The 25,948-nt window shown below is 38.2% G+C and carries 23 protein-coding genes and 1 tRNA gene; 15 read left to right on the top strand and 9 right to left on the bottom strand.

The genetic code is table 11. From position 1 onward, the window contains the following. Positions 1-134 precede the first annotated feature (134 nt). The gene (locus tag VB711_RS18145) at positions 135-2,849 is read right to left on the bottom strand and encodes a cation-transporting P-type ATPase (RefSeq protein WP_323287614.1); all 2,715 of its coding nucleotides are present in this window, start codon (positions 2,847-2,849) and stop codon (positions 135-137) included. A gap of 195 nt (positions 2,850-3,044) precedes the next feature. Between VB711_RS18145 and VB711_RS18150 the strand changes: the two genes are divergently transcribed. Continuing rightward, positions 3,045-3,485 (top strand): cyclic nucleotide-binding domain-containing protein, encoded by a 441-nt coding sequence (locus VB711_RS18150; protein ID WP_323287615.1) that lies wholly within the window; start codon positions 3,045-3,047, stop codon positions 3,483-3,485. Here VB711_RS18150 and VB711_RS18155 read toward each other — a convergent pair. Beyond that, positions 3,482-4,891, bottom strand: coding sequence for a cobyrinate a,c-diamide synthase (locus VB711_RS18155; RefSeq protein WP_323287616.1), 1,410 nt, complete (start codon positions 4,889-4,891; stop codon positions 3,482-3,484). The genes VB711_RS18150 and VB711_RS18155 overlap by 4 nt on opposite strands. Positions 4,892-5,645: 754 nt before the next feature. Between VB711_RS18155 and VB711_RS18160 the strand changes: the two genes are divergently transcribed. Next, entirely contained in the window at positions 5,646-5,873 is a 228-nt protein-coding gene (locus VB711_RS18160) for a hypothetical protein (protein ID WP_323287617.1), read from the top strand. A 63-nt stretch (positions 5,874-5,936) separates the two neighbouring features. On the opposite strand, the gene nagZ is transcribed toward VB711_RS18160, so the two are convergent. Together nagZ and VB711_RS18170 are read right to left on the bottom strand one after the other, a co-directional pair. Further along, positions 5,937-7,028 (bottom strand): beta-N-acetylhexosaminidase, encoded by a 1,092-nt coding sequence (gene nagZ / locus VB711_RS18165; RefSeq protein WP_323287618.1) that lies wholly within the window; start codon positions 7,026-7,028, stop codon positions 5,937-5,939. Positions 7,029-7,260: 232 nt separating this feature from the next. After that, on the bottom strand, positions 7,261-8,427 hold the full coding sequence (locus VB711_RS18170; RefSeq protein WP_323287619.1) for a septal ring lytic transglycosylase RlpA family protein: 1,167 nt from the start codon (positions 8,425-8,427) through the stop codon (positions 7,261-7,263). A 583-nt stretch (positions 8,428-9,010) separates the two neighbouring features. Here VB711_RS18170 and pds point away from each other — a divergent pair. The 7 genes from pds (at position 9,011) to VB711_RS18205 (ending at position 16,012) form a co-directional block, all read left to right on the top strand. Beyond that, positions 9,011-10,450 (top strand): 15-cis-phytoene desaturase, encoded by a 1,440-nt coding sequence (gene pds, locus VB711_RS18175; RefSeq protein ID WP_323287620.1) that lies wholly within the window; start codon positions 9,011-9,013, stop codon positions 10,448-10,450. Then, positions 10,434-11,366 carry a 15-cis-phytoene synthase CrtB gene (gene crtB, locus VB711_RS18180; protein ID WP_323287621.1) on the top strand — a complete coding sequence of 311 codons (933 nt, stop codon included), beginning with the start codon at positions 10,434-10,436 and terminating at the stop codon, positions 11,364-11,366. Before pds ends, crtB begins: the two co-directional genes overlap by 17 nt. 107 nt (positions 11,367-11,473) lie before the next feature. Continuing rightward, a tRNA-Ser gene (locus VB711_RS18185) sits at positions 11,474-11,560 on the top strand. Between the two features lie 172 nt (positions 11,561-11,732). Next, positions 11,733-13,046 (top strand): ABC transporter substrate-binding protein, encoded by a 1,314-nt coding sequence (locus VB711_RS18190; RefSeq protein WP_323287622.1) that lies wholly within the window; start codon positions 11,733-11,735, stop codon positions 13,044-13,046. Positions 13,047-13,258: 212 nt separating this feature from the next. After that, on the top strand, positions 13,259-14,374 hold the full coding sequence (locus tag VB711_RS18195) for an AAA family ATPase (protein WP_323287623.1): 1,116 nt from the start codon (positions 13,259-13,261) through the stop codon (positions 14,372-14,374). After that, positions 14,371-15,330: a hypothetical protein gene (locus VB711_RS18200; protein WP_323287624.1), complete on the top strand. Its 960-nt coding sequence runs from the start codon at positions 14,371-14,373 to the stop codon at positions 15,328-15,330. The genes VB711_RS18195 and VB711_RS18200 overlap by 4 nt, the downstream gene beginning before the upstream one ends. A 217-nt stretch (positions 15,331-15,547) precedes the next feature. Further along, complete coding sequence (locus VB711_RS18205; RefSeq protein ID WP_323287626.1) at positions 15,548-16,012, top strand: hypothetical protein; 465 nt, start codon at positions 15,548-15,550, stop codon at positions 16,010-16,012. 193 nt (positions 16,013-16,205) lie between these two features. Here VB711_RS18205 and VB711_RS18210 read toward each other — a convergent pair whose 3' ends face one another. Next, entirely contained in the window at positions 16,206-16,601 is a 396-nt protein-coding gene (locus VB711_RS18210) for a nuclear transport factor 2 family protein (RefSeq protein ID WP_323287627.1), read from the bottom strand. A 61-nt stretch (positions 16,602-16,662) separates the two neighbouring features. Here VB711_RS18210 and VB711_RS18215 point away from each other — a divergent pair, with 61 nt between their 5' ends. Together VB711_RS18215 and rsmA are read left to right on the top strand one after the other, a co-directional pair. Continuing rightward, positions 16,663-17,916 carry a HAMP domain-containing sensor histidine kinase gene (locus VB711_RS18215; protein WP_323287628.1) on the top strand — a complete coding sequence of 418 codons (1,254 nt, stop codon included), beginning with the start codon at positions 16,663-16,665 and terminating at the stop codon, positions 17,914-17,916. A gap of 157 nt (positions 17,917-18,073) precedes the next feature. Beyond that, complete coding sequence (gene rsmA / locus VB711_RS18220) at positions 18,074-18,880, top strand: 16S rRNA (adenine(1518)-N(6)/adenine(1519)-N(6))-dimethyltransferase RsmA (RefSeq protein WP_323287629.1); 807 nt, start codon at positions 18,074-18,076, stop codon at positions 18,878-18,880. Between the two features lie 80 nt (positions 18,881-18,960). On the opposite strand, the gene VB711_RS18225 is transcribed toward rsmA, so the two are convergent. Beyond that, on the bottom strand, positions 18,961-19,248 hold the full coding sequence (locus VB711_RS18225; RefSeq protein ID WP_323287631.1) for a type II toxin-antitoxin system RelE/ParE family toxin: 288 nt from the start codon (positions 19,246-19,248) through the stop codon (positions 18,961-18,963). Next, a complete protein-coding gene (locus tag VB711_RS18230) occupies positions 19,223-19,453 on the bottom strand; it encodes a hypothetical protein (RefSeq protein ID WP_323287632.1) in 231 nt (76 codons plus the stop codon). The genes VB711_RS18225 and VB711_RS18230 overlap by 26 nt, the downstream gene beginning before the upstream one ends. A 172-nt stretch (positions 19,454-19,625) precedes the next feature. Here VB711_RS18230 and ispE point away from each other — a divergent pair, with 172 nt between their 5' ends. Further along, on the top strand, positions 19,626-20,573 hold the full coding sequence (ispE, locus tag VB711_RS18235) for a 4-(cytidine 5'-diphospho)-2-C-methyl-D-erythritol kinase (protein WP_323287633.1): 948 nt from the start codon (positions 19,626-19,628) through the stop codon (positions 20,571-20,573). Next, entirely contained in the window at positions 20,570-20,884 is a 315-nt protein-coding gene (locus VB711_RS18240; protein ID WP_323287634.1) for a DUF3082 domain-containing protein, read from the top strand. The genes ispE and VB711_RS18240 overlap by 4 nt, the downstream gene beginning before the upstream one ends. 258 nt (positions 20,885-21,142) lie before the next feature. On the opposite strand, the gene VB711_RS18245 is transcribed toward VB711_RS18240, so the two are convergent. Beyond that, positions 21,143-22,006, bottom strand: a complete 864-nt coding sequence (locus tag VB711_RS18245; protein ID WP_323287636.1) for a DNA-binding response regulator — start codon at positions 22,004-22,006, stop codon at positions 21,143-21,145. Positions 22,007-22,464: 458 nt separating this feature from the next. After that, positions 22,465-23,607, bottom strand: a complete 1,143-nt coding sequence (locus VB711_RS18250) for a sensor histidine kinase (RefSeq protein ID WP_323287637.1) — start codon at positions 23,605-23,607, stop codon at positions 22,465-22,467. Between the two features lie 1,105 nt (positions 23,608-24,712). Here VB711_RS18250 and VB711_RS18255 point away from each other — a divergent pair. Both VB711_RS18255 and VB711_RS18260 read left to right on the top strand, forming a co-directional pair. Beyond that, positions 24,713-24,946: a HetP family heterocyst commitment protein gene (locus VB711_RS18255; RefSeq protein WP_323287638.1), complete on the top strand. Its 234-nt coding sequence runs from the start codon at positions 24,713-24,715 to the stop codon at positions 24,944-24,946. Between the two features lie 19 nt (positions 24,947-24,965). After that, positions 24,966-25,841 (top strand): indole-3-glycerol phosphate synthase TrpC, encoded by an 876-nt coding sequence (locus VB711_RS18260; RefSeq protein ID WP_323287639.1) that lies wholly within the window; start codon positions 24,966-24,968, stop codon positions 25,839-25,841. Positions 25,842-25,948 lie beyond the last annotated feature (107 nt).

The following is a 25,948-nucleotide window of genomic DNA, read 5'->3' on the forward strand; positions in this document are numbered from 1 at the left end:
GGGAAAGAAAAAGGATAAGAAACCTTCAAAATATTCATCTAAGGCTTCTTTCCACGATTCATCATAATTGGCTGTTACTTCATTCATTGTGTTTTTGGTTTTGAGAATTTCTCCTAGTATTCCTCCTCACTCCTTTATTCAGCCGGATCTATTCGATTGACGAACAGAGAAAGGGGAATTGCGGGGATTGCGGGAACTAAACAAATTAGCCATTGGGTGAGATCTAGGGGTGCTGTGGCAAATAATTTATTCATCACACTCCATTGACTAAAGATGATTTGTAATATCACTGTGCAGAGTATACCAATTGCGATCGCTGGTGCATCATTAATTTTACCTGCTTGTCCTTTGAGTTTCCTAAAAATTGCTCCCCCTAATTGACTGATACTTAATAAATAAACTATTCTACCTATAACTAACGCTTGAATAGCCATTGTTCTAGCTAAATTAATTTCTCCGGTAGTTTGACGCACCCATTCAAACATCCCAAAAATTAAAATCCAGTTGAAAATGGAAACTGCTAAAATTCTCTGTAAAAGTGTCTTTGATAATAAACTTTGCTGGGGATTGCGCGGTGGAAGCTGCATTACCCGTTCTGATTTGGGTTCAAAAGCTAGAGGTACAGTCATGGTGACAGAGTTAACCATATTCAACCACAACACTTGGAGGGACAAAATCGGTAAATCTCTCGCAAATAAAGCACTAATTAAAATGGTCATAGATTCGCCTCCGTTTACAGGTAAAATGAAGGCGATCGCTTTCTGTAAGTTCTGATATACTGTCCTTCCTTCTTCTACTGCGGCTTCAATAGATGCAAAGTTGTCATCGGTCAGCAACATATCAGCCGCTTCTCTGGCCACATCTGTACCTGTACCACCCATTGCTACACCAATATCCGCTTGTCTGAGTGCCGGTGCATCATTCACACCATCCCCTGTCATGGCGACAATCTCACCTCTTGATTGTAATGCTTTTACTAGTCGTAATTTTTGATCAGGGGCAACTCTAGCAAATACTACACTATCTTCTACGACCTGTTTTAATTCTTCGTCGTTCATCTTCGCGAGTTGTTTACCCTCGTAAGCCTGTAATTGGCTATCCTTGGTTATACCCATACTTTGGGCGATCGCTCTCGCTGTGGTAATATGATCTCCTGTAATCATTTTAACCTGGATTCCTGCCGATTTACAAGCATTTACGGCAGCGATCGCTTCTGGTCTTGGTGGATCAATCATCCCCTGTAAGCCTAAAAAAATCAAATCACTGTCAATATCTTCATGTTCTAAGGAGTTTTTATCGTCTTCCACCGTTTTTTCAGCAAAGGCCAGCACTCTCAACCCCTTTTCTGCCATTGCCTCTACCTGTTGTATAATTAATTCACGGTTGACAGGAATGAGTTTTCCCTCCCGATCCATTTGCTGCTGACAACGGTTAGTTATGGCTTCTACAGAACCCTTGAGATATATCTTTTTCCCTGACTCTTGGCTATGATGCAGAGTAGCCATATACTGAAACTGCGATTCAAAGGGAATTGTGTCCAATCTCTCAATTAACTGTTTCAATTGCGATCGATGCAATCCAGCTTTATGACCAACTGCAATTAAAGCACCTTCAGTAGGATTACCAACTACAGACAAATTACCATTTTTTGGTTCCAAGTGGGAATCGTTACACAGCAAACCAGCCATTAAACAATCTTTGAGAACTGGAAAATCTTCACTTTCTAAATCTATAGCTTGTTCTGCAAATAAAATTTCCCCTTCTGAACTATAGCCTGTACCAGTGACCGTGAAATACTCTCCTCCCGCATAAATGGCTTGTACCGTCATTTGGTTTTTCGTCAAAGTTCCCGTTTTATCTGAACAAATAACCGTTGCACCACCCAAAGTTTCTACTGCTGGTAACTTGCGAATAATAGCGTGATGACGTGCCATTCTATCTACTCCAATAGCCATTGTCACCGTCACCACTGCCGGTAATCCTTCAGGAATTGCACTCACAGCCAAAGCCACTGCCGATTCAAACATGATTGCCCAAGATTGCCCCTGTCCTAAACCGACTGCAAAGGTAACAGAAGCCAATCCTAAGATGATGTAAAGTAATTTTTGACTAAACTTGTCAAATTTGCGGGTTAGGGGCGTGCTGAGGCTAGGACGCTGTTGTAATGATTGGGAAATCTGCCCGATTTCTGTAGAATTGGCTGTAGCGATCGCTATTCCAGTCCCTTGTCCAAAGGTAACAAAACTACTGGCATAAGCCATATTAACTCGTTCAGCTAGGGGAGTATCTGCATCTACCTCTGTGGTGGTTTTTTCCACTGGTACAGATTCCCCAGTTAAAGCTGATTCATCTATTTGTAAATTGCGTGTATTTAGTAAACGTAAATCTGCGGGGACTTTATCACCAGAAGATAACAAAACAATATCACCGGGAACTATGTCTGCGGAGGGAATGCGGGATTTTTGTCCATTGCGGATCACCGTTGCTTCTGTGGTCACGGCCTTAGCTAAAGCAGCGATCGCCCCTTCTGCTTTTGACTCTTGCACAAAGCCAATAATAGCATTAATCAGCGTTACACCCCAAATTACACCTGCATTTGTCCATGAACCCAGGAAAGCTTTAATTAACCCAGCAATTAGTAAAATGTAAAGTAGTGCTTGATTAAATTGGGCTAAAAATCGCAACCATGCAGGTTTTCCTGGTTTAGCCTCCAGTTCATTTTTACCAAACTGTTTAAGTTTATGATTAACTTCTGGAGTCGTTAAACCCTGGGATGGATCAACCTTGAATATTTCAGTAACTCTTTGTGTAGAAAGTTCGTGATATTGCTGTGTTAATTGTCTAACCATCTGATTTTCCCGTCACTAGCAGGGGTTCTTCAAATTCTACAATGTTTTTTCTCACTTTTCTTCCCCCCACAGAGATAAAATGCTACCTTATCCGTTTTTTGAATATGGTGACAAAGTAATTTAGTTAATATATCTAATCACCCTCTTAGACCAAAAGTGATGTATGATTTACCGTGTTATTTGTAACTTCTAGCTATGCTGACTAGCGTTGATCGTTTATTATTTGTGCGACGAGTACCCATTTTTAAAGAATTGCGAGATGATTTTATTGTCCGACTGGCTTCAGTGATGAACGAACTATCATATCCAGCTAATTACAGCATTTTTAAACAAGGACAAGAAGGGCGATCGCTCTATATTGTTGTTTCTGGTAAAGTAAGAGTACACATTGGCGACACCAAATTAGCAGAAGTTGAGCAAGGTAAATATTTCGGAGAAATGGCTGTATTTGATACACAGCCCCGTTCCGCATCAGCCACAACTATGGAACCTTGCGAATGTCTAGAACTCACCCAAGAACAACTTTATGAAGCAGTAGAAGAAACCCCAGAAATTGCAGTCAACATTATTCGTGAATTATCCCGCCTAATTCGCAAACTAAACGACAATATCAACATCAATGAAACCAAAAATTAGACCTTACTAAATAGCTTACTAAATAGCCTCCCAAACTCTCCGCGTCTCTGCGTCTCTGCGTGAAAAAAACATTGTTCTAAAAACCTTTGAGGAATTTCCAAACTTTTCCCCCAATGTTGATGAATATAAGAAGCATGAACATTAGCCAAACCCCAACCCTCAAAACCCATATTTTCGTCACAATCATAGCGAAAAGTCTCAAATAAAGGCTGATGAGGATTTGTAATTAACTGAGAACGATGAAATTCATGTCCATAAATATTTGTCCCTGCATCAACCAATAAACTATCTTGTAAAGCCACCCCCCGACGATAACCTAAAGTTAAACGTCCTCCCATTTGAGCTACAGTTGGTAAAACCCCCACCATTGACCAACTTTGACCAGAAAAATCTGTAATTTGCTCACATAAATACATCAATCCACCACATTCAGCAATTGTCGGTATTCCTGATAAAATAGCCGTTTTAACAGAATTAATGGCGCTAATATTTGCCGATAATTGCTGAGGAAAAACTTCAGGAAAACCACCACCAAAATACATTCCCTGGATATTTTCTGGTAATTGACTATCTTCTAACGGACTCCAAAAAACTAATTCTGCACCTAGTTGTTGGAGTAAATCTAAATTATCTTGGTAGTAGAAATTAAAAGCTTGATCACGAGCGATCGCTATTCTCAAAGATACCGGAAATTGGGAACTGGGGACTGGGGATTGGGGAACAGATTTCGATTTTAATAAAGGTGCTATCAAATCCCAATTAAAACAAGTATCACCCAAATCTGCAAGATTATTAATTAAATCATCTAATTCAGGAAGTTCTGCTGTAGGAACTAAACCGAGATGGCGATCGCGCATTGTAATATTATCTTGTCGTCGTAACACACCTAAAATCGGTAATTGTAACGGTTTTAAAGCATCTTGAAGGAGAGAGAGATGGCGATCGCTCCCCACTCGATTCAATATTAACCCAGCGATTTTAATTCTCGGATCAAACGAACAATAACCGTGAGCGATCGCTCCCACCGAACCAGACAACCGACTACAATCAATTACCAACGCCACAGGTACGTCTAATAAACGTGCAATATGCGCCGTACTACCAAAATCCGTAGAATCAACCCCCTTAATCCCATCAAACAACCCCATCACCCCTTCCACTAGCGCGTACTCACCAGTTTGAGCATAACGGCTAAAACACTCCTGTACATAACCTTCGGAAGTCAATACAGGGTCTAAATTCCGACAAGGACGACCAGTTACATATTGATGAAACATCGGATCAATGTAATCTGGACCAACCTTAAAAGATTGTACCGTCGCACCACCACGACACAAGGACGCTAAAAGTGTCAGCGTCACCGTAGTTTTCCCCACCCCACTCCGTTCTCCAGCAATAATTAACATAAATAATTAGTTCAACTCCATATCTAAAAGTCTTATGCAAAAAGTAAGAGATTGGTGAAAAAATCAAGGAATTTTCACAAAATCTATCGCTCATCAAAAATTAATTGTAAATTCATTAACAAGCAATTTACGAATATTACCGAAACATAAAAATATTTTCCTTGAAGACAATCTCTGAAACCATTATCATACAATGCTTTGAGGAATTTCTTGTTAGCCAATTTCTGATTCACTAGCTTATTGAGAAAATTGATCCCATTGAGTTTCCCAAAACTCTAGTTTTTCGTTAGTTATGTCAAAACATCATGACTTGATTATCAATAACTCGAAGGAAAAAAATAAATTAGCCAAACATAAATTAGTACCTAAAATGCGTTTAAATTTTCGGAGGTAAAAATACTATATTGACTTTAATATTCAAATATGTGAACAGTTGAAATCACATTTATTGTGTTTCAACTAATATCAATTCTGTGTAATGTTGCCATGATTCTGATTTTTCTAACCTTGATTAACAGGATTAAAAAAGGTGAATCAGGGGAATATCAAAAGGCGGCTTTATATAGAAATGGTATGTCACTAATTTCACCAAGAGAGTCTACATTTAAGGGATTTCCAAACAATTATCCAGTAGGAGTGGACGGGATTCTGCTCGTATTAACACAATTTTAATTAGAGTTTAGTTAATGATTGGAGACTTGTTTAATTGGAAATCCCTAACAGATCAATCAATGTATTTTCAGGAGAAAAACAGATGTTAAATCTTGCGGATAAGGTTTTGTTGAATGAACTTAGCCTAGAAGAAGCTGCTAACATTAATGGCGGACAAAGTAGACAAGGTAGCCAGCGCGATGAAGAAGAAAAGTCCTCTAAATCCAGATATCTAAAAGCCTTGGGACTTGCTTATCTTGCACCTCCTGGGATTGGTAGCATAACTGACCAAGAAGCTTTACTAGCTCAAAAAGTCGCCTTTGACGACTAGACCACAAATCTAGGCTTTTCCACCAACTTTTCACCTCTTCCCAACACGGGGAGAGGTTTATCGTTAATTTTGAAAACAACAAGCGATCGCTAATTCTGCATTTTTCACCAAAGTCTCTTTGTCAAGGGGATATACTGGATATTGAGGTGTCACCGCCAATAATTTCTCAACCCTTTTCCTAGCAGCTTCCACCACAGCTTCATCCAAACTACCATTACTCAAACTACTAACAAAATCTTCAGCAATCCGATATGTTCTTTCAATAGAAACAGAATTAATATTGCGAGATACTATAAATAAATCACAACCAGCAGCAAAAGCCCGTCCCACTGTTCCAACCTGCATAAACATTTCCGAAACAGCTTTCATATCCAAATCATCAGAAACAACGACACCCTCAAAACCTAATTCTCTCCGCAAGATATCACTTAAAATAATTTTAGATAAGGTAGCTGGAACTTGAGGATCTATTTGGGGAAACAAAATATGCGCCGTCATCATTAACGGTATTTCTTCCTCAACCAACATTTTAAAAGGTATCAGTTCCCGCTTTCGCAAGTCTTCTAAACTAAGATTAAGTATTGGTAATTCCAAATGAGAATCTTGGCTAGTGTCTCCATGGCCGGGAAAATGTTTAGCACATCCTAAAATCCCCCCTTCCCGTAGTCCTAGATAATATTCTCGCGCCCCTTCACTAGCAGTTTCGGGAGTTGTACCAAAAGCGCGAGATCCAATAATCGGGTTTTGGGGATGGGAAAAAATATCAGCAACAGGGGACCAAGATAGATTAATTCCCAATGATTTAAGTTCTAAGGCTGTAGCTTTTCCCACTTTGCGGGCGCTGTTCCCCAATAAATAAGCGTAGGGAAAACGGGTAATTGGTAAGGGGGTGCGTACAACTCTCCCTCCTTCATGATCCAAAGTCATAAACATCGAATCACGTTCAGTATATTGGCGAATTTCCTCAGTTAGCTGCTTAAAACTTTCTAACCAAACCTCATAGGGTACGCCATCAACAAAGTTTTTCCCGAAAAAAATCACCCCAATCGGCTTTAATTCATTCAGTGCCTGTTTATCATCATCGCTTAAAGTTGTCCCGGAAACACCAAAAATTAGGTGATTTCCAAATTTCGATAATTGCTGCAACTCGACCATAATCGTTTCACCTCTAGAGGATATTAGATCCCCGACTTCTTAGAGGTCGTTTGAAAAGTATTATATCAAACTAATAGATATTAGAAACCTAACCCCCCTTTCCTACAAGGGAATGGGGGTTTCAAAGCCTCTCCCCGCGTCGGGGAGAGGTTTGGAGAGGGGTTTATTTATACATGAATAACTTTTCAAACACCCTCTTAGAGAAGTCGAGGATCTTGTTTCTCAACTATTTTCAACTTTTAGTCAAGATCATTGTACGCACCTTGGGTTGTAAAATCACTGCTTCATAAGGTACAACTCCTGTCGTTTGGCTATCGAGACGACGAGCCGCTTCCCGTGACAAATCTAAACTTCTCGGTGAAATATAGGGGCCGCGATCGTTTACCCTGACAATTACGGATTTACCATTTTGCAAATTTGTTACCTGTAAATAAGTATTAAAAGGTAGGGAACGATGGGCAACGGTGAGGTCATCTTGATTATATCGTTCACCATTTGCCGTTAATCGACCATGAAAATAACCACCATACCAAGAAGCCGTGCCAGTAATTTTATTTTCCGTTGGCTTCAATTCATACAGTTCCATTTTCGCCTGGATAATATCAAGGGGTGGAACTTGTAAAGCAACCCGCAAATTATTAGTCCATTCTATTGCTAATAATTCGCCACTACGGTTTAGTTGACTGGAAATTTGTTGATCAATACTAAATAGGAAACGATTACCATCCATTAAAGCTGGAGTACCATCAACTAAACTGGGTCGTAATTGAGTAGGATCAAAATGTGGTGAACTAATTAGTTGTTGTAATTGTTTTTGGAGAGATGTCGCCGTAATTCGATCAGGAAAATTGGCAACTAACTTATTATTCACCCAGACTTCGTAGTTGTATCTGTGACGCTTAATAACTAATACTAAGGTAGAAGCGGAATCTGCACTTTTTTCAGCAGAGTTATTAATCAAACCAAATAGATTTTGTAGGGACTGGAAAATTTTATTTGGATAATCATCCATCTGGGTATTTGATTGATTCAATATCATAGGCATAAAATTAGCCATTAAATGGTATTGAGGCTCGACAGATGAAGGATTTTGCTTTTGTGCATAAAGCTGATTTTCGCCATTTTTACCCTTTATTGGCTCAGTATTTGGTGATTTTCTGGATGATTCTATAAACATCCAATCCAGGTTGAAAGCATTTGTTGGTAGTAATATTATTTTCCACTCCTTTGTTTGTTTATTTGATGAGATCAACAATGGGTTATGGTTGGCCAGATTACTAAAACTGGCTATGTTTCCTGTTGGATTTACATCAAATGTTAAACTCTTTGGCAAGTTTTCGTTTAACAATAAAACGCCGCCAATCCAAGATGTAATCCAAATAAGTAAAATTAATGTCATGTTCAGTTTTTCTTATGGGTATAACTACACTTTTTGCAAGAAGCGTTTACCCTTGTTTTGCTAAAAAAGGATTGTTTGAGAGAGAATTGATTTTTTTGTTAAAGAGAGAAAAATCTCAGTGATATCTAAAGGTAAATTACCATTTAACTATCCGGGATCATCATATCGTGTTCTGAATAAATGCTTTAATAAAACTTTCAAATGTAACTATTGACTATTTTTATCGCTAATTTCCTAAATTAAAAATGCAGCTTAGATAATTCAAGACGCTGATGAAATAACCTTTTTGCCTGTTCTATAGATGGTGTTACCCATCAGGGGTGGTACACATATTCCAGCTATCAGGATCAGGATTAATATTTGTTTTTTTTATCAATGGCTCAATTTTTGGCGAAAATCCCAGGAAATTATCATTTAATTTTCTTATGATTAAGCAGAAATGCTGTCAGGATAGTAGAGAATGAATCCTGTGTACAACAGTTTTTTTAGAGAAGCGATCGCGCAGGGTGGTCGAATGTAACAGAATGCAACGTATAATGAGAACGAGAAAACAATAAGAAATATTGAAAAGCAGTAGGTTTAAATGCGAGTAGGGATCGCGGGCGCTGGCCTAGCAGGACTTTCCTGCGCGAAATATCTCACAGACGCAGGTCACACACCCATAGTCTTGGAACGCCGGGATGTAGTGGGTGGCAAAGTGGCTGCGTGGAAAGACTCCGATGGAGACTGGTACGAAACAGGTCTGCACATCTTTTTTGGGGCATACCCCAATATGTTGCAGTTATTTAAAGAACTCGACATCGAAGATCGCTTGCAGTGGAAAGAACACACAATGATCTTCAATCAACCCGAAGCCCCAGGTACATACAGCCGTTTTGACTTCCCTGATTTGCCAGCCCCCATAAATGGTATCGTGGCAATTCTCAGAAACAACGATATGCTGACATGGCCAGAAAAAATTAGCTTTGGGATCGGGTTACTACCAGCCATCCTCAAAGGACAAAAGTACGTTGAAGAAATGGATCAATACTCATGGCGAGAATGGTTACAAAAACAAAACATTCCCCCACGAGTGGAAAAAGAAGTATTCATTGCCATGTCCAAAGCCTTGAACTTTATTAACCCAGAAGAAATTTCTGCCACCGTACTTCTAACCGCCCTTAATCGCTTCCTCCAAGAAAAAAACGGCTCAAAAATGGCCTTTTTAGATGGTTCTCCCACAGAACGATTATGTCAACCACTAATCGACTACATCAGCGAACGGGGTGGAGAAGTGCGGCTTAATGCCCCATTAAAGGAAATTTTACTGAACGATGATGGTACAGTAAAAGGATTCTTACTGCGGGGCTTAAATGGCGCAGAAGATCAAATATTTACGGCTGATGCCTATGTATCCGCCATGCCAGTTGACCCATTAAAAACCATATTGCCCAAAACTTGGAAAGATCACGAGTTTTTCCAAAAACTAGATGGGTTAGAAGGCGTACCAGTGATTAACCTACATCTGTGGTTTGACCGCAAACTAACAGATATAGATCATCTACTATTTTCGCGATCGCCCCTACTCAGCGTTTATGCTGATATGAGCAACACCTGCCGCGAATACGCCAACCCAGATAGATCCATGTTGGAATTAGTTCTAGCCCCAGCCCAGGATTGGATCTCCAAATCCGACGACGAAATTGTGGCCGCAACAATTAGCGAATTGGAAAAACTCTTTCCCGACGACTTTGGGGGAGAAAATCCCACAAAATTGCTAAAATATCACGTAGTCAAAACCCCCCGTTCAGTTTACAAAGCTACCCCCGGCCGTCAACAGTACCGCCCCTCTCAAAAAACCCCCATTAGTAACTTTTATCTAACAGGGGATTACACCATGCAACGCTACCTAGCCAGTATGGAAGGTGCCGTACTTTCTGGTAAACTGACAGCGCAGGTAATAACTCAAGCTCAACCAGTAGCAAATTCTTCTTACCTGCAAACGCCAACTCGACCGCCCGCAACGAATGCTGCAACTGCCTGATTCCCCCCCGCGCATGAAAACGCTGGTTTCTGTAAATGAGTCATACAAACTTTGTCGGGAACTCACAGCTAAGTACGCCAAGACCTTTTACCTGGGTACTTTGTTAATGAGTCCAGCAAAGCGTCAAGCTATTTGGACAATATATGCCTGGTGTCGCCGTACAGATGAATTAGTAGATGGCCCTGGATCTGCTATAACCACGCCAGAAACCCTAGACCTATGGGAACAGCAGCTGGAATCCATTTTTGCGGGATGCCCCTTAGACAATTACGACGTAGGTTTAGCCGATACTCTCCAACGCTTTCCCATCGACATACAACCCTTTCGGGATATGATCGCCGGTCAGCGCATGGACTTATATCGTAGTCGTTATGAAACATTTGACGATTTATACCTTTACTGCTACCGTGTCGCTGGCACAGTGGGCTTAATGTCAACGGCAGTGATGGGGATAGATGAGAGTATCTACACAGCCCCTTGGCATCAAGGTAAACAACCTTATATTCCCACAGAAGAAGCGATCGCTCTAGGAATTGCCAATCAACTCACCAACATTCTCCGGGATGTAGGCGAAGATGCAAAACGAGGACGAATCTACATCCCCCTAGAAGACTTGGCACGATTTAACTACACCGAACAAGACTTCTTTCAAGGCGTAGTAGATGATCGATGGCGCTCCTTAATGCGCTTTCAGATAGAGCGAGCGCGACAATTCTATATCACAGCAGACAAAGGAGTATCTTACCTAGCGCCCGATGCCCGTTGGCCAGTTTGGACGGCATCAATGTTGTATGGTCAGATTTTAGATGTGATTGAGCGCAATCATTATGAAGTGTTCAGTCAACGCGCTTACGTCCCTCAGTGGCAAAAGTTACTCACTTTACCAACCGCTTGGATGCGATCGCAAGTCCTGTAAATCGGTCATTGGTCGTTGGTAATCAACAACTGACCAATGACCCAGAAAATTAACTAAAATAACTATTGACCATCCCAAAAACATCTGCTAGAATAACTATTGACCAAGGAGAGGTGGCTGAGTGGTCGAAAGCGATAGATTGCTAATCTGTTGACACTTAACTGTGTCCGAGGGTTCGAATCCCTCCCTCTCCATTTTTTAGGTAGATGATAGAAAAAATCTACTTCATCAAAACCATTTCTACTTCCAAAGGCTGATGCTATTATTGAACCTTTGGAAGCTTGAATTGAATCGCGCTAAACTAACAAATTAGTTTGGTTCTTGATTTTCAAGCTCCTTAAAATCCAGAGGAGTGAAAGGAACATAATGTCGAAAATTAGTTTTGCCCTAGCCCTAAGTGTAGCGACCATAGCCAGTGGCTTCTTCCTAGCTGCTTGCGAAAATACTACCACAACCAATAACACAGCCACTAATACAGCCTCCCCAGTAGCAGACTCAACCACAGCCAACGCCAAAGGTTTAAAAATTGGTAGCTTATTACCAACAACAGGAGACTTAGCTTCAATTGGTCAGCAAATGGTTGGTTCAGTTCCCTTACTGGTAGAAACAGTCAACGCTTGCGGTGGTGTAAATGGAGAACCAGTCACCCTAGTACAGGTAGACGACCAAACAGATCCTAAAGCCGGTGCAGCAGGAATGACCAAATTAGCCACCCTAGATAAAGTAGCCGGTGTAGTTGGTTCCTTTGCCAGCAGCGTATCTACCGCCGCCATTTCCGTCGCTGTCCCCAACAAAGTCATGCTCATTTCTCCCGGTAGCACCAGCCCAATTTTTACCGAAAAAGCCCAAAAAGGAGACTTTAAGAGCTTTTGGGCGCGAACTGCTCCCCCCGATACCTACCAAGCCCTAGCATTAGCCCAACTAGCCAAGAAAAAAGGCTTTAAAAGAGTTTCTACAGTCGTAATTAACAACGACTACGGTGTGGGTTTTGAAAAAGCATTTGTCAAAACCTTTGAAGAATTGGGTGGGACTGTAATTAATAAAGATAAACCCGTGCGCTACGACCCCAAAGCCCAAACATTTGATACAGAAGCCACTGCAACATTTGCTGGTAAACCTGATGCCGTTCTAGCCGTGATGTATGCCGAAACCGGCAGTTTATTCCTCAAAGCCGCTTACCAGCAAGGTGTAACCAAAGGAGTAAAAATTATGCTTACTGACGGGGTGAAGTCAGACACTTTCCCTGAACAGGTGGGTAAAAGTAGTGATGGTAAATATATTTTGTCTGGGGCTATTGGCACAGTTCCCGGTTCTAGTGGCAAAGGTTTAGAAGCATTGAATAAACTGTGGAAAGAGAAAAAAGGCGGTGTTCCAGGAGAATATGCCCCTCAAGCATGGGACGCAGCCGCTTTATTAGTGTTAGCCGCCCAGTCAGCTAAAGAAAATACAGGAGTTGGCATTGCTAGTAACATCCGCGAAGTATCTGCCGGAACTGGGACAGAAGTTAGTGATGTCTGTGAAGGACTGAAACTACTCAAAGAAGGCAAGAAAATTAATTATCAAGGCGCTAGTGGGGATGTAGATGTTGATGCCAATGGTGACGTGATTGGTACTTACGATGTCTGGACTGTGGAAGATAATGGCAAAATTAAGGTAATTGATAAAGTTAGTCCGCAATAAAACTTGCGTTTTGAGTAAAAAGGGGCGACTTTTCTCCGTCCCTGCACTTTATTTCTACTTTTAATAGTCGGGAAAATGTGGAAGTATCTATGAAGCGCATCACTGACAAGTTTAAGGTGTAGAATATTGTGGTGGGCAATGCCCACCCTACAAGAATTGCGTGTTAGCTGCTTAATTCTAATTTGTAATATTTTTAAGGGAGACAATTCATAATGAAGTTATTACAAGTTCAAATACCCGATTTTCGAGTTTTGAAAGATGTTGACATTAAGTTTGATAGAAGGTTTGTCCCTAATATCTTTCCTTTAGGAAGTCTAAATGGAGGCGGTAAAAGTACACTTTTACAATTAGTTTTTGTGTTATTACATTGCTGCACAAATCCATACAGACACCATTATATAGAAAATTTATTATATGGCTTTACACTTAATGATGATTCTAGTGATAGAGTATTAGCTATCATCAAAATTTGGGATGATAAAAAAGAAGTTGAAATTGAATTTAAATTTCTAGTTTGTAATAAAATTTATTATGAGAATATATTAAAATATGAAGAAGATATAATATATATTTGTGATTACTCTTCACAGGTAAATAACAATAAGAATGAATGTTTATTATGCAAAAATAGTCATAAATTAGAGGCATACAAAGCAACATCGTGGTTAAATAAAATATCCAATAAAATATTCTTATCTGCTCCAATTAGTCAAGTTTTTTTATTTACTTCTCAAAAGTCCAGAAGCCTATTATTTCAACAAAATGGTGATAAAGAATATGATTCAGATTTAAAATTATCTAAATCAAAATTACCAGGATTTTTCACTTATGATTTTGCTCCGGTAGATTTATTAATTAAAGTATTCACAAATGCTAGAGATGAAGATTTTAAAACTGCTATTGAGACTGAAGGTGAGTATGGTAAGCGATATAAAGAATTATTAGCTGAGTTAAATTTATTGTTAGTTAATAAAAAAGTGAATATTTCTACAGATTTCTCCAAAATCACCTTCAAGTTAGATACAAATAATGAAAATATTGAACTTTATCCTGAAGATTTAAGTCATGGTGAATTAAAAAGATTGAGTATTTATATGTGGCTAAAATATAATAAAATCGAAGATGCTATTGTTCTCATGGATGAAATTGAAATAGGATTTCATCCAGATTGGCAATATGAAATAATTAGAGATTTAGAGGAATGGTCTCCTAGTAATCAATATATTCTAGCAACTCATTCTTATCAATTATGTCGAGCGCTTACGCCGGCTCATGTCAGGGAATTAGAACCAAAACTTATCAAATCAGATAATAATATTCCACTATGAATACTTATCAAAAAAAACTAATGCAACATTGTAACGAAATTCTGGGAAATCCAAACATTAGACAGAGAATTGTTGTTTTGTGCGAGGGTCAAGGTAGTATTTTAAACTTAAGTGACGAAACAACAGTAAATTACGGAAAAATGAAGCAAATGCCAGATGCAGATTTTTATATAAAATGCATTCCAAAGACATGGAAAACATACAAACCAGAATTTTTTAATTGTCAAGGTAGAACAGGTGTTATAGATACTTATTTTAAGCTTTTAGAATTACATGAAGAAGGTAGTAGAGAGTCATACTTAAATCCTGATAAGCTGTTTGCTATAGTTGATTTAGATTTACAGTCCCAAAATATTGATAATTACGGTTTCTCTAATACAGAAGAAATTTTCTTAAATCTTTATCACCAAGGTCAAATTAATGAGGAAAATGCCAGGAATCATCGCATTTGGGTGACGGGATTAATTCACAAAGAAGCATATTTTATCATACCTGAACTGCAAGAAGTTTTTGATAATTACATCAATGTTCCTATGTATAATAGTCAAAAACTTATTCTTGAAGATATTTATATTACTATGGCAAATGCTATTATTAATAGTAATGATTTAGAAAATAACTTATCAAAGGTTTCTAATCGCATTAGTCATTGTTCAGGATTAGATTGTACAGATCTAGAAAAGTTACGTGATTCCTGGAAAGAACAGTTTGAAAATTCAGATGAAACACGCAGGAATGAGTTAATTTATGCCTTATTAATGCTTAAAAAAGTTAAGGATAAAAACACTAAAGAGGACTATTGGGAAGACATTAAACCACCAAGTGATTGGACTAATACAGAGGAGGTATTTAGGGATGAATTATTAAGGCAAATAGCTAAATTTTACTCAGAACAGAATAATTATGCTAAATATCATATTCCGTGTTTTATACAAACTTTACAAAATTTTATTTGAGGAGAGAAGGAAGTCTAAATGCGATAGTACATATATATTGTAAGTATAATATCCAAGTTGCAAAATAACTAAGTTTTGCTAAAATAAGGTTAAATTGGTCTAATAAAGTATAATAAGTGGGACACAATCCACTATTTGAGTAAGTTTGTCTGTTTTAGGGATAAAAAGCTCTGGAAATGCACTTTGTAGAAATTAATAGCAATTGACGTTATTAGTTATGAGTAAATTATTAGATGAAATTCGGTCCAAGCAAATTGCTAAAAGTATCAAAAGTAAGGCTAACAAACCTTTCAATAATGCTTACAAAGCGGCATTGATAACTGAGGGAGCAATTTATGTTCAGGGGTTTTTAGTATTTGCTGGACAGCCATATCAACCTATGGAACATGGCTGGATTGAGTTAAATGAGGTGATTATTGATCCTACTTTACCTCATATCCAAAAAAATCCCCAAGAACTTTGGTATTTTACTGCTCAAACTTTGACTGTTAAGAAACTTAAAGCAATTGTTGAAGAATCACAAGAAGACTATCCTGAAGATGATCCTTTACCAATTTACGGTAAGACTCCTTATGAGTATTATGGTGATGTGATGTTGGGTGGTCAGGATTATTTAACGGCTTTTCAAGCAGCAAAGGCTAAATGTCTGGAGATTAATCGGTTAAATGTTGACAATAATTAACGTTTGTCATCTCACATTAGTGCGGTATGCAGTTGAATGAGATACAACATTATCGGGGGACTTCATACAAGACTTTCAACTCTGTTCCCTGTTCCCTGTCATAGTGCGGTGCGTCAGATAGAGAATATCTGTTAGATGCTCAATTATCGGGTCTGACGCACCCTACAAACTGAGGCACACTAGAAACTACAAACTAATAAGATTTACCATCACTACCAAAGTATTCTCGGTAGCTGCAAATTTTATCTTCTCGCACATCTAAGGAAATGGCTACACGGTTTTTGTAAGGTTGTCCAAATAATTTACCTTCGTCACGAAACTCAAATACTACTGTGGTTTCGTTGCTGGTTTGGCGGTCTAGGGTTAAATTTAATCCATCTGGAAATGATTCATAAACGTATTGGAAAAATTCTTTGGCTCGCTCTTTTCCTTGATTTAAGCCGTGGAATTTGCCCATAGGAAACCAAAATGTAAAGTCATCTGTGAGCATTTCTAAAAATTCTGTCCATTCTCCAGTTGCTAAACCATGTTGAAAATATTCAAAGGCTTTGTTGGCAACTTTTAAGGTGTTTTCAATATTTTTGATCATTATCTGGTTAATAAAAAGTTTTTCTTGAGTTCACCCGATTGGGTGAATACGATCGCTCTCAATGGAATATACCCTAAAAGGATGGTATTTGGTAAAGTTTGTTTTCCCCCTTCTTTGGCGTTTGTGCATGGATATTATTAGCCACTCCCAATCAGTAGATAAATTACGCGAAAGTGAGGAGCGTTATCAGGCTCTATTAGATGCTATCCCTGATTTGATGTTTCGCATCAGTCGTGATGGTGAATATTTAGATATGCGGGGGAATCAGATAAATTTTCCTCTGTCGCCAGCAGAAATTATTGGTCAAAATTTAGAGGATATTTTACCTAGTGATGTGGCAAAAGTTGGTAAAGAGCTAATTGCTCAAACTTTGGCTTCTAAAACTTGGCAATTCTGGGAATATGCAATCATAACTCCAATTGGTAAAAGATTCTATCAAGCGCGGTTGGTGGCTAGTGGGAATGATGAAGTGTTAGCTATTGTTGAAGATATCACAAAATGTAAATATGCGACTCAGCAAAGTTTAATTTATCAAAAACTTGCTACTCTCAATAATAATTTAGAACGTCAAGTTGAAGAACGGACATCAGAACTAAAACAAAAAATGCAGGAGTTGGAAGCACTACATCGGGTCAAAGATGTAGTATGGCACACTGTCGCCCATGATTTGAAAACTTCTCTGATGGGTAATTTAATGGTGCTAAAGCATTTACTCAATAGCCAAAGGTGCGATAATTCCCGTATTTCTGTCTGTGCTTCGGTGATTGAACGGATGATTCACGGTAGCGATCGCCAATTGGGTATGATTGACTCGTTATTGGAGGTTCATTGTGGCGATCAAGAAGGTGTGATTCTCGATTGTCACCTAACCAATTTTAACACATTAGTTAAAGAAATTCTAGTAGATTTACAACCTTTGTTTTGTAACAATCAAGCCAGCGTGATCAATTTGATGAGCGCGGATTTACCGCCAGTTATGGTAGATGCAAAGAAGTTAAAAAGAGTATTCACCAATTTATTTACCCATAGTTTACAACATAACCCCCCCGGAGTAAAATTTACCCTTAATGCCAAAGTGATCCAGGGTGTGATTCGTGTGCAAATTCAAGATCACTGTGCAACCATGAGTAAACACGAGTGCGATCGCTTGTTTGATTTATACGTGCGTGATCCTCAATCCCCTTGTTCTACTCAGATTGGTTTACAAATGTACATCTGTCGGCAAATTATTCAAGCCCATGGTGGAGAAATTGGGGCAATTAGGAAGCAATCCCAAGGACTAAATTTCTGGTTTACGCTACCAGTAAAAAATTAAGAATTGAATCTCCCAAACTCTTACTCTCTGCGCCTCTGCGCGCCAGTTGCTACAAGTCGGGAAACCCGCCCAACGCACTGGCTTGCCTCTGCGTGAGACATATTCCTACTTTTAATATTGTATAATGAAACTCTAAAATTTAAAATCTACTAAATAAATGGTTCAACCCCGTAAACAATTTGCTCAACATTGGCTCAAAAGTGAAAAAGCTCTTGATGCAATTGTCAAAGCAGCAGAGTGTCAAGAGAGCGATCGCATTCTGGAAATAGGCCCTGGTACAGGAATCCTAACTCGTCGATTACTACCTTTGGTAAAATATCTAGTCGCTGTAGAAATTGACAGAGACTTATGCGAATTACTCGTTAAACAATTAGGTAAAAAAGATAATTTTTTACTTCTCCAAGGAGATTTTCTCAACCTTGATTTAGTATCTCAACTCAAGGCTTTTTCTGATTTTCAAAAATTAAATAAAGTGGTGGCTAATATCCCCTACAATATCACTGGTCCAATTATTGAAAAATTATTGGGGACTATTAGTAATCCTAACCCAGAACCTTTTGATTCTATTGTATTGTTGGTTCAAAAAGAAGTAGCTGAAAGATTATATGCTCAACCAGGATCAAGAACCTTTGGGGCGTTATCTGTGCGGGTGCAATATTTAGCCAAATGTGAATTAATCTGCACAGTTCCCGCATCTGCATTTTATCCACCACCAAAGGTTGATTCGGCTGTAGTGCGGTTAATTCCTCAACAAATAGCTATTCCAGCCCAAGATCCTAAGCGGTTAGAGACTTTGATCAAGTTGGGGTTTGCGTCCAAGCGGAAAATGTTAAGAAATAATTTGCAATCGGTGATCGATCGCGATCGCTTGACTGAATTACTGGCACAATTAAATATCAATCCCCAAGTCCGGGCTGAAGACCTCAGCGTAGCACAATGGGTATCTTTGGTCAATCAGTTATAGCAGGGAAAAGAGGCAATAATCTTCAAAATTATGCTTTATTTTTTATGCCCAGATTTTGCATATTAGGTACTGAAGAACTATTATTCATAAACTCTGCTGCGATGTTCAATCAAAATAATTGTTACTTGTTTTATATTATCATCTATTTTGTAAATTACTCGATAGTCACTTACACGATAACGATAATAACCTAAAAGCTCACCTTTCAACGGTTTGATATTAGGATAATTACGAGGCTCAATCTTTAAACGTTCAAAACAACGGTCTAATTTTTTTTGTAAAGAAGCAGAAGAGGCTTCAAAAAATTCTTGAGCGTCAATACCAATAATAACTGTGTACTGGTTAATATTTTCGCTTGAGTTGTTCAACAGAAATTACCTTACCTTCTTCAACATTCTTTTTTGCTTTTAAAAATGCTTCTTTAAAACCCTTGATCTTCAATAGCTCTTGGGTTGCATCATTATCTTCTTTGTCTGCTAAATACGCTAAAAAATCAGCCGCTACTAATAGTCTTTCTGGTGATAATTGATCAACATATTTTTGAATTTGTTCACGAATTTCTAGTGTATTCATATAAAAACTCTATTAGTTTTGTGACAATTATAGCCTAAATTGCTTTAGTTTATCCAGAACAGGTGGCGTAAGGCTTATTTTATAATAACATTATTATCGAACGGATAACTGCGATCGCTATTCTGTTATCCTGAATAATTACATACTCCTGATTTAATAATTTTTATTAAAAATGCGTTCATATAACCTGATAGCACCAGCCAAAATCAATCTGTATTTAGAAATCATCGGCGACCGCGCTGATGGATATCATGAGTTAGCAATGATCATGCAAACCATTGATCTTGCAGACCAAATTTATCTCCAACCCCTGAGTATTGACACCTTCCGCGTTCACTGTAACCATCCTCAAGTACCGACAGATAAAAGTAATCTGGCATACAGGGCAGCAGAACTGATGGCGGCACAATTCCCCGACGCTTTTAGCAATTTTGGCGGAATTGACATAACTATTAAAAAGCATATCCCCGTGGCGGCAGGATTGGCAGGAGGATCGACAAATGCCGCAGCAGTGTTAGTAGGGATAGATTTAATGTGGAATTTGGGATTAACTCAGTCAGAATTGGCAGAACTGGCAGCTAGTCTGGGTTCTGATGTGCCATTTTGTATTGCTGGGGGAAGTGCGATCGCTACAGGTAGAGGTGAGCAATTATCCCCTTTACCCAATTTAGATCACTTACATATAGTATTAGCAAAATATCGCAGTTTGGAAGTTTCCACAGGTTGGGCTTATAACACCTATCGACAACAGTTTGGTGATACTTATCTTAGGGATACCGACAGTTTAACAGCCCGTGCTAACGCAGTCCATTCGGGAGAAATGGTCAAAGCAATTTTAGCAAAAGATCCCACAGCGATCGCCCAAAAACTACATAATGATTTAGAAAAGGTGGTCTTACCAACCTATCCCCAAGTTTTAGAGTTGCGGGAACTGTTCGCACGTCAACCAGGTGTTTTAGGAACAATGATGTCTGGTTCTGGACCTTCGGTATTTGCGATCGTTGAATCCCCACAACAAGCAACCATTGTTAAACAGCAGATCCGGGAAGCAATTCCTGATCAGGATTTAGAATTGTTTATAACCCGCACTATTTCCCATGGAATCAAGATAGCACCATGAATGAACCAAATATCACCCCAGATTCTTCTACCCCCGCACCAACCCCACTACGCTGTATTACAGGGGCAACAATTTCTGGAGGACTAGCTTATGCAATGTACTCTTTAATGATTGCGATCGCTACCACCTTCGCAGCTAAACCCATCCATTCAGATAACCCCATGGTAATGAATATTGGTTCAGCCGTTCGGACTTTAGTTGTGGGTATAGTAGCTTTAGGAATGGCAATATTTGCGATCGTTACCTTGGGATTGTTAGCGTTAGCAGTACAGTTATTAATACAGCAGTTAACAAAACCCAAGGAAAATTAATGTCAGGAGTCAGGAGTCAGGAGTAGAGAGAAGTTAGATTTTCTCGAAATCATCACATTGAACTCGAACAGCTTTTATGAAGCATGATCAATTCTATCTCTTGTAGGGTGCGTCAGACCCGATAATTGAGCATCTAACAGACTTCCTCTATCTGACGCACCGCACTAATATGGGATGACAAAAGCGTGAAACTAGACAATTTCCTTCATACATATCATCTGCATTTTGTACAGCGCGTAAATCCTAAATACTTACAAATTAACAGGGAATCCGCTCTGTTAAATCTGGATTTCTGAGAAACTGTAACTTTGCCTTTTTAGCAGCTTGAATCCTTTGCTGTTGCTTTCGCCAAGTATTCGGAGATAACCCATTATATTGGCGAAATTGACGAGAAAAATAACAGGAATCTTGATAACCCAATTTGGTGGCAATTTCTTCAATTGTCTGATTAGTATTAGTCAATAAAGGATATGCTGCTGCTATGCGACGTTTGACAATCCAGTTATTTACAGTTACCCCCGTTTGTTTATTAACTTGATGGGTTAAGTAAGCAGGAGAATAACCCACTGCATCTGCAACATCAGATAAAGTAATTCCTCGGTGATAATTAAGCTCAATAAAATCAAAAACTTCTTTTAGGTGGGGAATAGGGGGAAAAATGGACTCTGGATTAATTAGTAGTGTATCTGGCAATGGTGAAGACTTAGAAGGGTGATTACTATACCAATTTTTGAGCAGCGCGTGTTTTTCTAATCGAATAGCGATCGCTCTAACCAACTCATCCACTGTACAAGGTTTGCTAATATAATCATCTGCCCCCAATTCTATCGCTTTTCTCCTTGATTCCTGACTATTACTAGCTGTGAGAAAAATAAAAGGTATAATTGCCGTTATCGGACTTTGACGCAACCTAGCCAAAACATCGTAACCATCCAGATCAGGCATCACCAGATCACAAATGACTAAATCGGGTAAATATTCTTGAACTTTCTCAATCCCAATCAGTCCATTTTCTGCACCTATCGTCTCAAAACCTTTAGTTTCAAGACCAATTAAAAATAAATTGCGATTCAAAGCATCATCTTCAATCACAAGAATCTTTTTCGACAATTTGCTCATCATTGTTGTAACCAATAAAATTTTTGGAAAGGAATGATTACGATAGTGTGTGATGAGTATTATGCAAACATAAAATAATCAAGGCATTCAGTAAATCACTAAATCTGTAGAGGTGGGGTTTCTCTACCTTTAATGTGTTCTATCTGCTCACGTATCAAGCACCCTCAGTTACCCGCAATCAAGGTTCAAAGCCCCCCTTTGTCAGGGGATGTTTTAAAAGTTTTGGGCGAATATAATAGAGCCTCCGGCTCCCGTAAGGGATACACTACTACACAAGCTAAGTCCACCTGCGTGGATTAACGAAAGATTAAGGGTTTGAAACCCACGAAGGTGGGTTTTGTCTGTATAGCCGCGACTTCTAGTCGCCAGGGCGAGTATGAATTTAGACTTTTCAAACACCCTCTCAGGGGATTTTAGGAGGATCTCAATACAGCATCAAACTTTATCAATATAGAAACTATCTAACCTCCAGAATCATAACACCTGACTGATGGTAAGATTACAGTAAATGTTGTTCCTACACCAACTTCACTAATCATTTTAATTTCACCTCCTTGTAAATCCACAAGATTTTTAACAATAGATAAACCCATACCAGTACCGGGAATATCATTAATATTGCTACCCCGACAAAATGGTTCAAATATTTTTTCTTGATCTATGATAGGAATACCCAATCCTCTATCTTTTATCTCAAAGATAACCTTTTCAGGCTTATAGGTCAATTTTAAATCTACTAAACTTTCCCCAGAAGAATATTTAATGGCATTATCTAGTAAATTACTTAAAATTGGTTTTAGTAACTTACTATTAATCCAAACAGGCGAGCAATGATCTGGAAAAATAAAGTTAATTGGTTTATGACCATCATTCATTGGAATTTGTGCTATTAAATCATGACAAAACTCCACCAAGTCTAAAGGTACTGACTCGCATTCAATTTTTGCTGACTCCGTTTGTGCTAAAAACAGAATATCATCTAACATTTGGTTTATCTGCTCAACCCCTGTTTGAATATGGTCAAACAATAATTCTATTTTATCCTTTGACAATTCATTGATATGCCGTTTGAGTAAGCTATTAGAAAAAGAAACAGCATTTAACGGAGTACGAAGTTGATGACAGAGCATCGAAACAAAATTCGCTCTCAGTTCACTGAGTTGTTGTGCTTGCTCTAAAGCTTGATATAACTCTAATTCTATATCACTATGTTCTCGAACAAAGGCAGAAACAACTTTTTTACCTTGATATTCTTGATAATTAATAGAAACTTGTACTAAAAATATCCTTCCTCCCTTTGTGCAGTAGCGAGATTTAAAAGTTAAGGAATCTTGCATTTCTAGACATTGCAATTTTTCTAACCAAGTATCTAACGAAAAATTCACATCTATATCATTTAATGTCATCCTCAGTAGTTCTTGACGAGAATATTCTGTAATTCGACAAGCCGCATCGTTAACATACAGAAATTTACCATTCTTCCCTAGACAAAAGGCTGCATCTATAGTTTGATTAATCAGTAAGTTGGCAAATCCCAATTCCGTTGCTGCTTCTACTTTTAACTGAAAATTAGCTTGATCTAAAGTTACATTTCCAGAAGTCATAACCCTACTTACAATAATTGAGTTGATAATCGAGTAAAGCCCCACAAATAACACCTGGGCAAATGTATAAGCATTAAAACAAGATTATCCTCCATATATTTAATCAACCCTTAAGGTAAACTGGTTTTGTCAAATTCCAGACTTTCAATAGTCCTGAGTAATCTGTAGAAGTTGGATACTACAGATAACTATGACTGCCAAAAGTCATTTCCATAAATGTAGTTTGAATAAATTTAATCCTACCAATAAAAAACCAAGATTTTCACTTTAGTTGCATATCAAAACATTTTTTATTCAGGTTTCAGCTTTATTTAACAAGTCCTAAGTAGACGGGGAAAAATAGAAATATGTAAGGAAAAGTAAAATTTCTCAAGACTTCTTTTCTATCAAGATTTTTTGTCATTAACAAATAAACAAAAAATGATTATAACATACCTACATTAATTTGTCAAACTTAATTAAGTTAAATTTACATTTCTAAGCATTGGTTAATCCAGTAAATTTTCGCTTTTTAGTTTAAATTCACTTATTTTCCTCTGTAAGGCATTAAAGTATGGATGAATATACCAAAACATCTATCATAAGGAATAAAAAGCTTTTGAGTTTCACCAGATTTAATAGTGATTCTAATTACAGTTAATCTGTGATACAGATCACTATAATATATTTAACAATATTTAAGCGAGCAATCAGTAGGTTAGCGTTAAAAATTGTCGTTATGACAAGGGAATAGATTTTGGGAAATTTTACTTTTCGTTACATCTTTGGTTTTTTTCTGTTTACCCACGTAGTCAAAATTTTGGTTTTGAGAAGTAAACGATAATCAAGAAAAAAGTAAAGAGCGAAAAAATAGACAGGTTGATCAAAAAATAGTTCATGTCTGGCGTGTTGAACTTTGAGTAGGCTTAATAAAGAAGTAAGTTGTGTAATTAATTCTGTCTCATTACTTATAGGACTCCTAAATGATTTCTGATAGCTTGGGTGGGTTAGCCATACAAACTCGAATATTTTGTCCATTGCCCCCTTACTACAAAATATCCGAAAATTAATAACTAGCAACTTGCATTAATAGACCAATTTAAATTTAGATACAGGAGTGCAGATCATGACTCAAAATTTTGCTAATTCCAATACAGCAAATGGTAAGAAAATAAATACAGACGAAGTAGAGGAAATAATTAAAGCAATTATATGTGGCAAGTATTCATGGGCTTGTGTTTTAATTTTACGTTTTTCTGGCTACAACCCAATGGACTACATTCCTTACAGAACTTATATCAGATTACTCAAAAATAATTGTCTACTGGCTGGTTCTAAGTCAAATTTACCTGCTAATTAGGAGAAAACAGGTGATAGTCATGACATACCCAAGTACAATTTATAACAATCGACTACAATCCATGTTGAAAGAGATTGTGTGGCAGAAAAAGCTAGAAGTTGAACAAATTCAAAAAGAAATGTCTTTGGCTTCTTTACAGCGTCAATTAACAGCAGCCCCGACTGTTCGTGATTTATTTACGGCTATACAGCAAAGTCTTTACCGACCTAGTTTAATCGCAGAGATCAGGAAAACATCGCTTAATCAAGAGATAATTAGGACAGAATTTGAGCCAATAGCGATCGCTAAAGCCTATGAAGGGGGAGGAGCAACTTGTATCTCTGTTGTCACCGACCAAAAATTTTTTCAGGGGGGATTTGAACATCTGCGTGCTATCCGTTATCGGGTCACAGTACCGCTATTATGCAAAGATTTTATCCTTAATCCCTGTCAAATTTATCTAGCTAGGGCGGCCGGTGCAGATGCAGTATTACTAATCGCCGCTATTTTGACAGATCAGCAAATACAGAACCTAACAGCCGTAATTCACTATTTAGGGATGAACGCTGTGATCGAAGTCAACAACTTAGCCGAATTAGATCGGGTACTAAAATTAGACGATACCCGCATAATAACCATTAATAATCGCAGTTGGGAAGACTTTACTGTTGATATTAATATAACCGAACAACTAATGGCACAGAGGCGATCGCACATCCAAAACTTAGGTATTCTAGTCCTCAGTGAATCAGGAATTGAAAACTCTGCCGATTTAGCCTTTGTTGCTGATGCTGGTGTGAATGCAGTTATCATGGGAGAACCTTTGCTCAAACAAGAAGATATAACTGCTGCTGTGCGTAATTTTCTCAAACCTGACTTTCCGATCTACAAAGACCTACTAAAAAAACGCAACTAAACCCAGTTTTCAGATCAGTAAAATACAGAAATGAGGTGCGTCAGAAACTTCAAATTAGTGATTTTAGCCTAAATTATTCTGTCTGACGCACCCTACAAACTACAGAC

Source organism: Cronbergia sp. UHCC 0137, assembly GCF_034932285.1.
In the GTDB taxonomy this organism is placed as follows: domain Bacteria; phylum Cyanobacteriota; class Cyanobacteriia; order Cyanobacteriales; family Nostocaceae; genus Cronbergia.

Bases quoted from the DNA above. Each gene is read 5' to 3' on its own strand.
- VB711_RS18205 (WP_323287626.1), top strand. From the start codon at position 15,548: ATGAGTAAATTATTAGATGAAATTCGGTCCAAGCAAATTGCTAAAAGT.
- VB711_RS18200 (WP_323287624.1), top strand. From the start codon at position 14,371: ATGAATACTTATCAAAAAAAACTAATGCAACATTGTAACGAAATTCTG.
- VB711_RS18190 (WP_323287622.1), top strand. From the start codon at position 11,733: ATGTCGAAAATTAGTTTTGCCCTAGCCCTAAGTGTAGCGACCATAGCC.
- VB711_RS18195 (WP_323287623.1), top strand. From the start codon at position 13,259: ATGAAGTTATTACAAGTTCAAATACCCGATTTTCGAGTTTTGAAAGAT.
- VB711_RS18150 (WP_323287615.1), top strand. From the start codon at position 3,045: ATGCTGACTAGCGTTGATCGTTTATTATTTGTGCGACGAGTACCCATT.
- VB711_RS18215 (WP_323287628.1), top strand. From the start codon at position 16,663: ATGGAATATACCCTAAAAGGATGGTATTTGGTAAAGTTTGTTTTCCCC.
- VB711_RS18210 (WP_323287627.1), bottom strand. From the start codon at position 16,601: ATGATCAAAAATATTGAAAACACCTTAAAAGTTGCCAACAAAGCCTTT.
- nagZ (WP_323287618.1), bottom strand. From the start codon at position 7,028: ATGGTCGAGTTGCAGCAATTATCGAAATTTGGAAATCACCTAATTTTT.
- VB711_RS18155 (WP_323287616.1), bottom strand. From the start codon at position 4,891: ATGTTAATTATTGCTGGAGAACGGAGTGGGGTGGGGAAAACTACGGTG.
- crtB (WP_323287621.1), top strand. From the start codon at position 10,434: ATGCTGCAACTGCCTGATTCCCCCCCGCGCATGAAAACGCTGGTTTCT.
- VB711_RS18145 (WP_323287614.1), bottom strand. From the start codon at position 2,849: ATGGTTAGACAATTAACACAGCAATATCACGAACTTTCTACACAAAGA.
- pds (WP_323287620.1), top strand. From the start codon at position 9,011: ATGCGAGTAGGGATCGCGGGCGCTGGCCTAGCAGGACTTTCCTGCGCG.
- VB711_RS18160 (WP_323287617.1), top strand. From the start codon at position 5,646: ATGTTAAATCTTGCGGATAAGGTTTTGTTGAATGAACTTAGCCTAGAA.
- VB711_RS18255 (WP_323287638.1), top strand. From the start codon at position 24,713: ATGACTCAAAATTTTGCTAATTCCAATACAGCAAATGGTAAGAAAATA.
- VB711_RS18250 (WP_323287637.1), bottom strand. From the start codon at position 23,607: ATGACTTCTGGAAATGTAACTTTAGATCAAGCTAATTTTCAGTTAAAA.
- ispE (WP_323287633.1), top strand. From the start codon at position 19,626: ATGCGTTCATATAACCTGATAGCACCAGCCAAAATCAATCTGTATTTA.
- VB711_RS18170 (WP_323287619.1), bottom strand. From the start codon at position 8,427: ATGACATTAATTTTACTTATTTGGATTACATCTTGGATTGGCGGCGTT.
- VB711_RS18245 (WP_323287636.1), bottom strand. From the start codon at position 22,006: ATGATGAGCAAATTGTCGAAAAAGATTCTTGTGATTGAAGATGATGCT.
- VB711_RS18260 (WP_323287639.1), top strand. From the start codon at position 24,966: ATGACATACCCAAGTACAATTTATAACAATCGACTACAATCCATGTTG.
- VB711_RS18240 (WP_323287634.1), top strand. From the start codon at position 20,570: ATGAATGAACCAAATATCACCCCAGATTCTTCTACCCCCGCACCAACC.
- rsmA (WP_323287629.1), top strand. From the start codon at position 18,074: ATGGTTCAACCCCGTAAACAATTTGCTCAACATTGGCTCAAAAGTGAA.
- VB711_RS18230 (WP_323287632.1), bottom strand. From the start codon at position 19,453: ATGAATACACTAGAAATTCGTGAACAAATTCAAAAATATGTTGATCAA.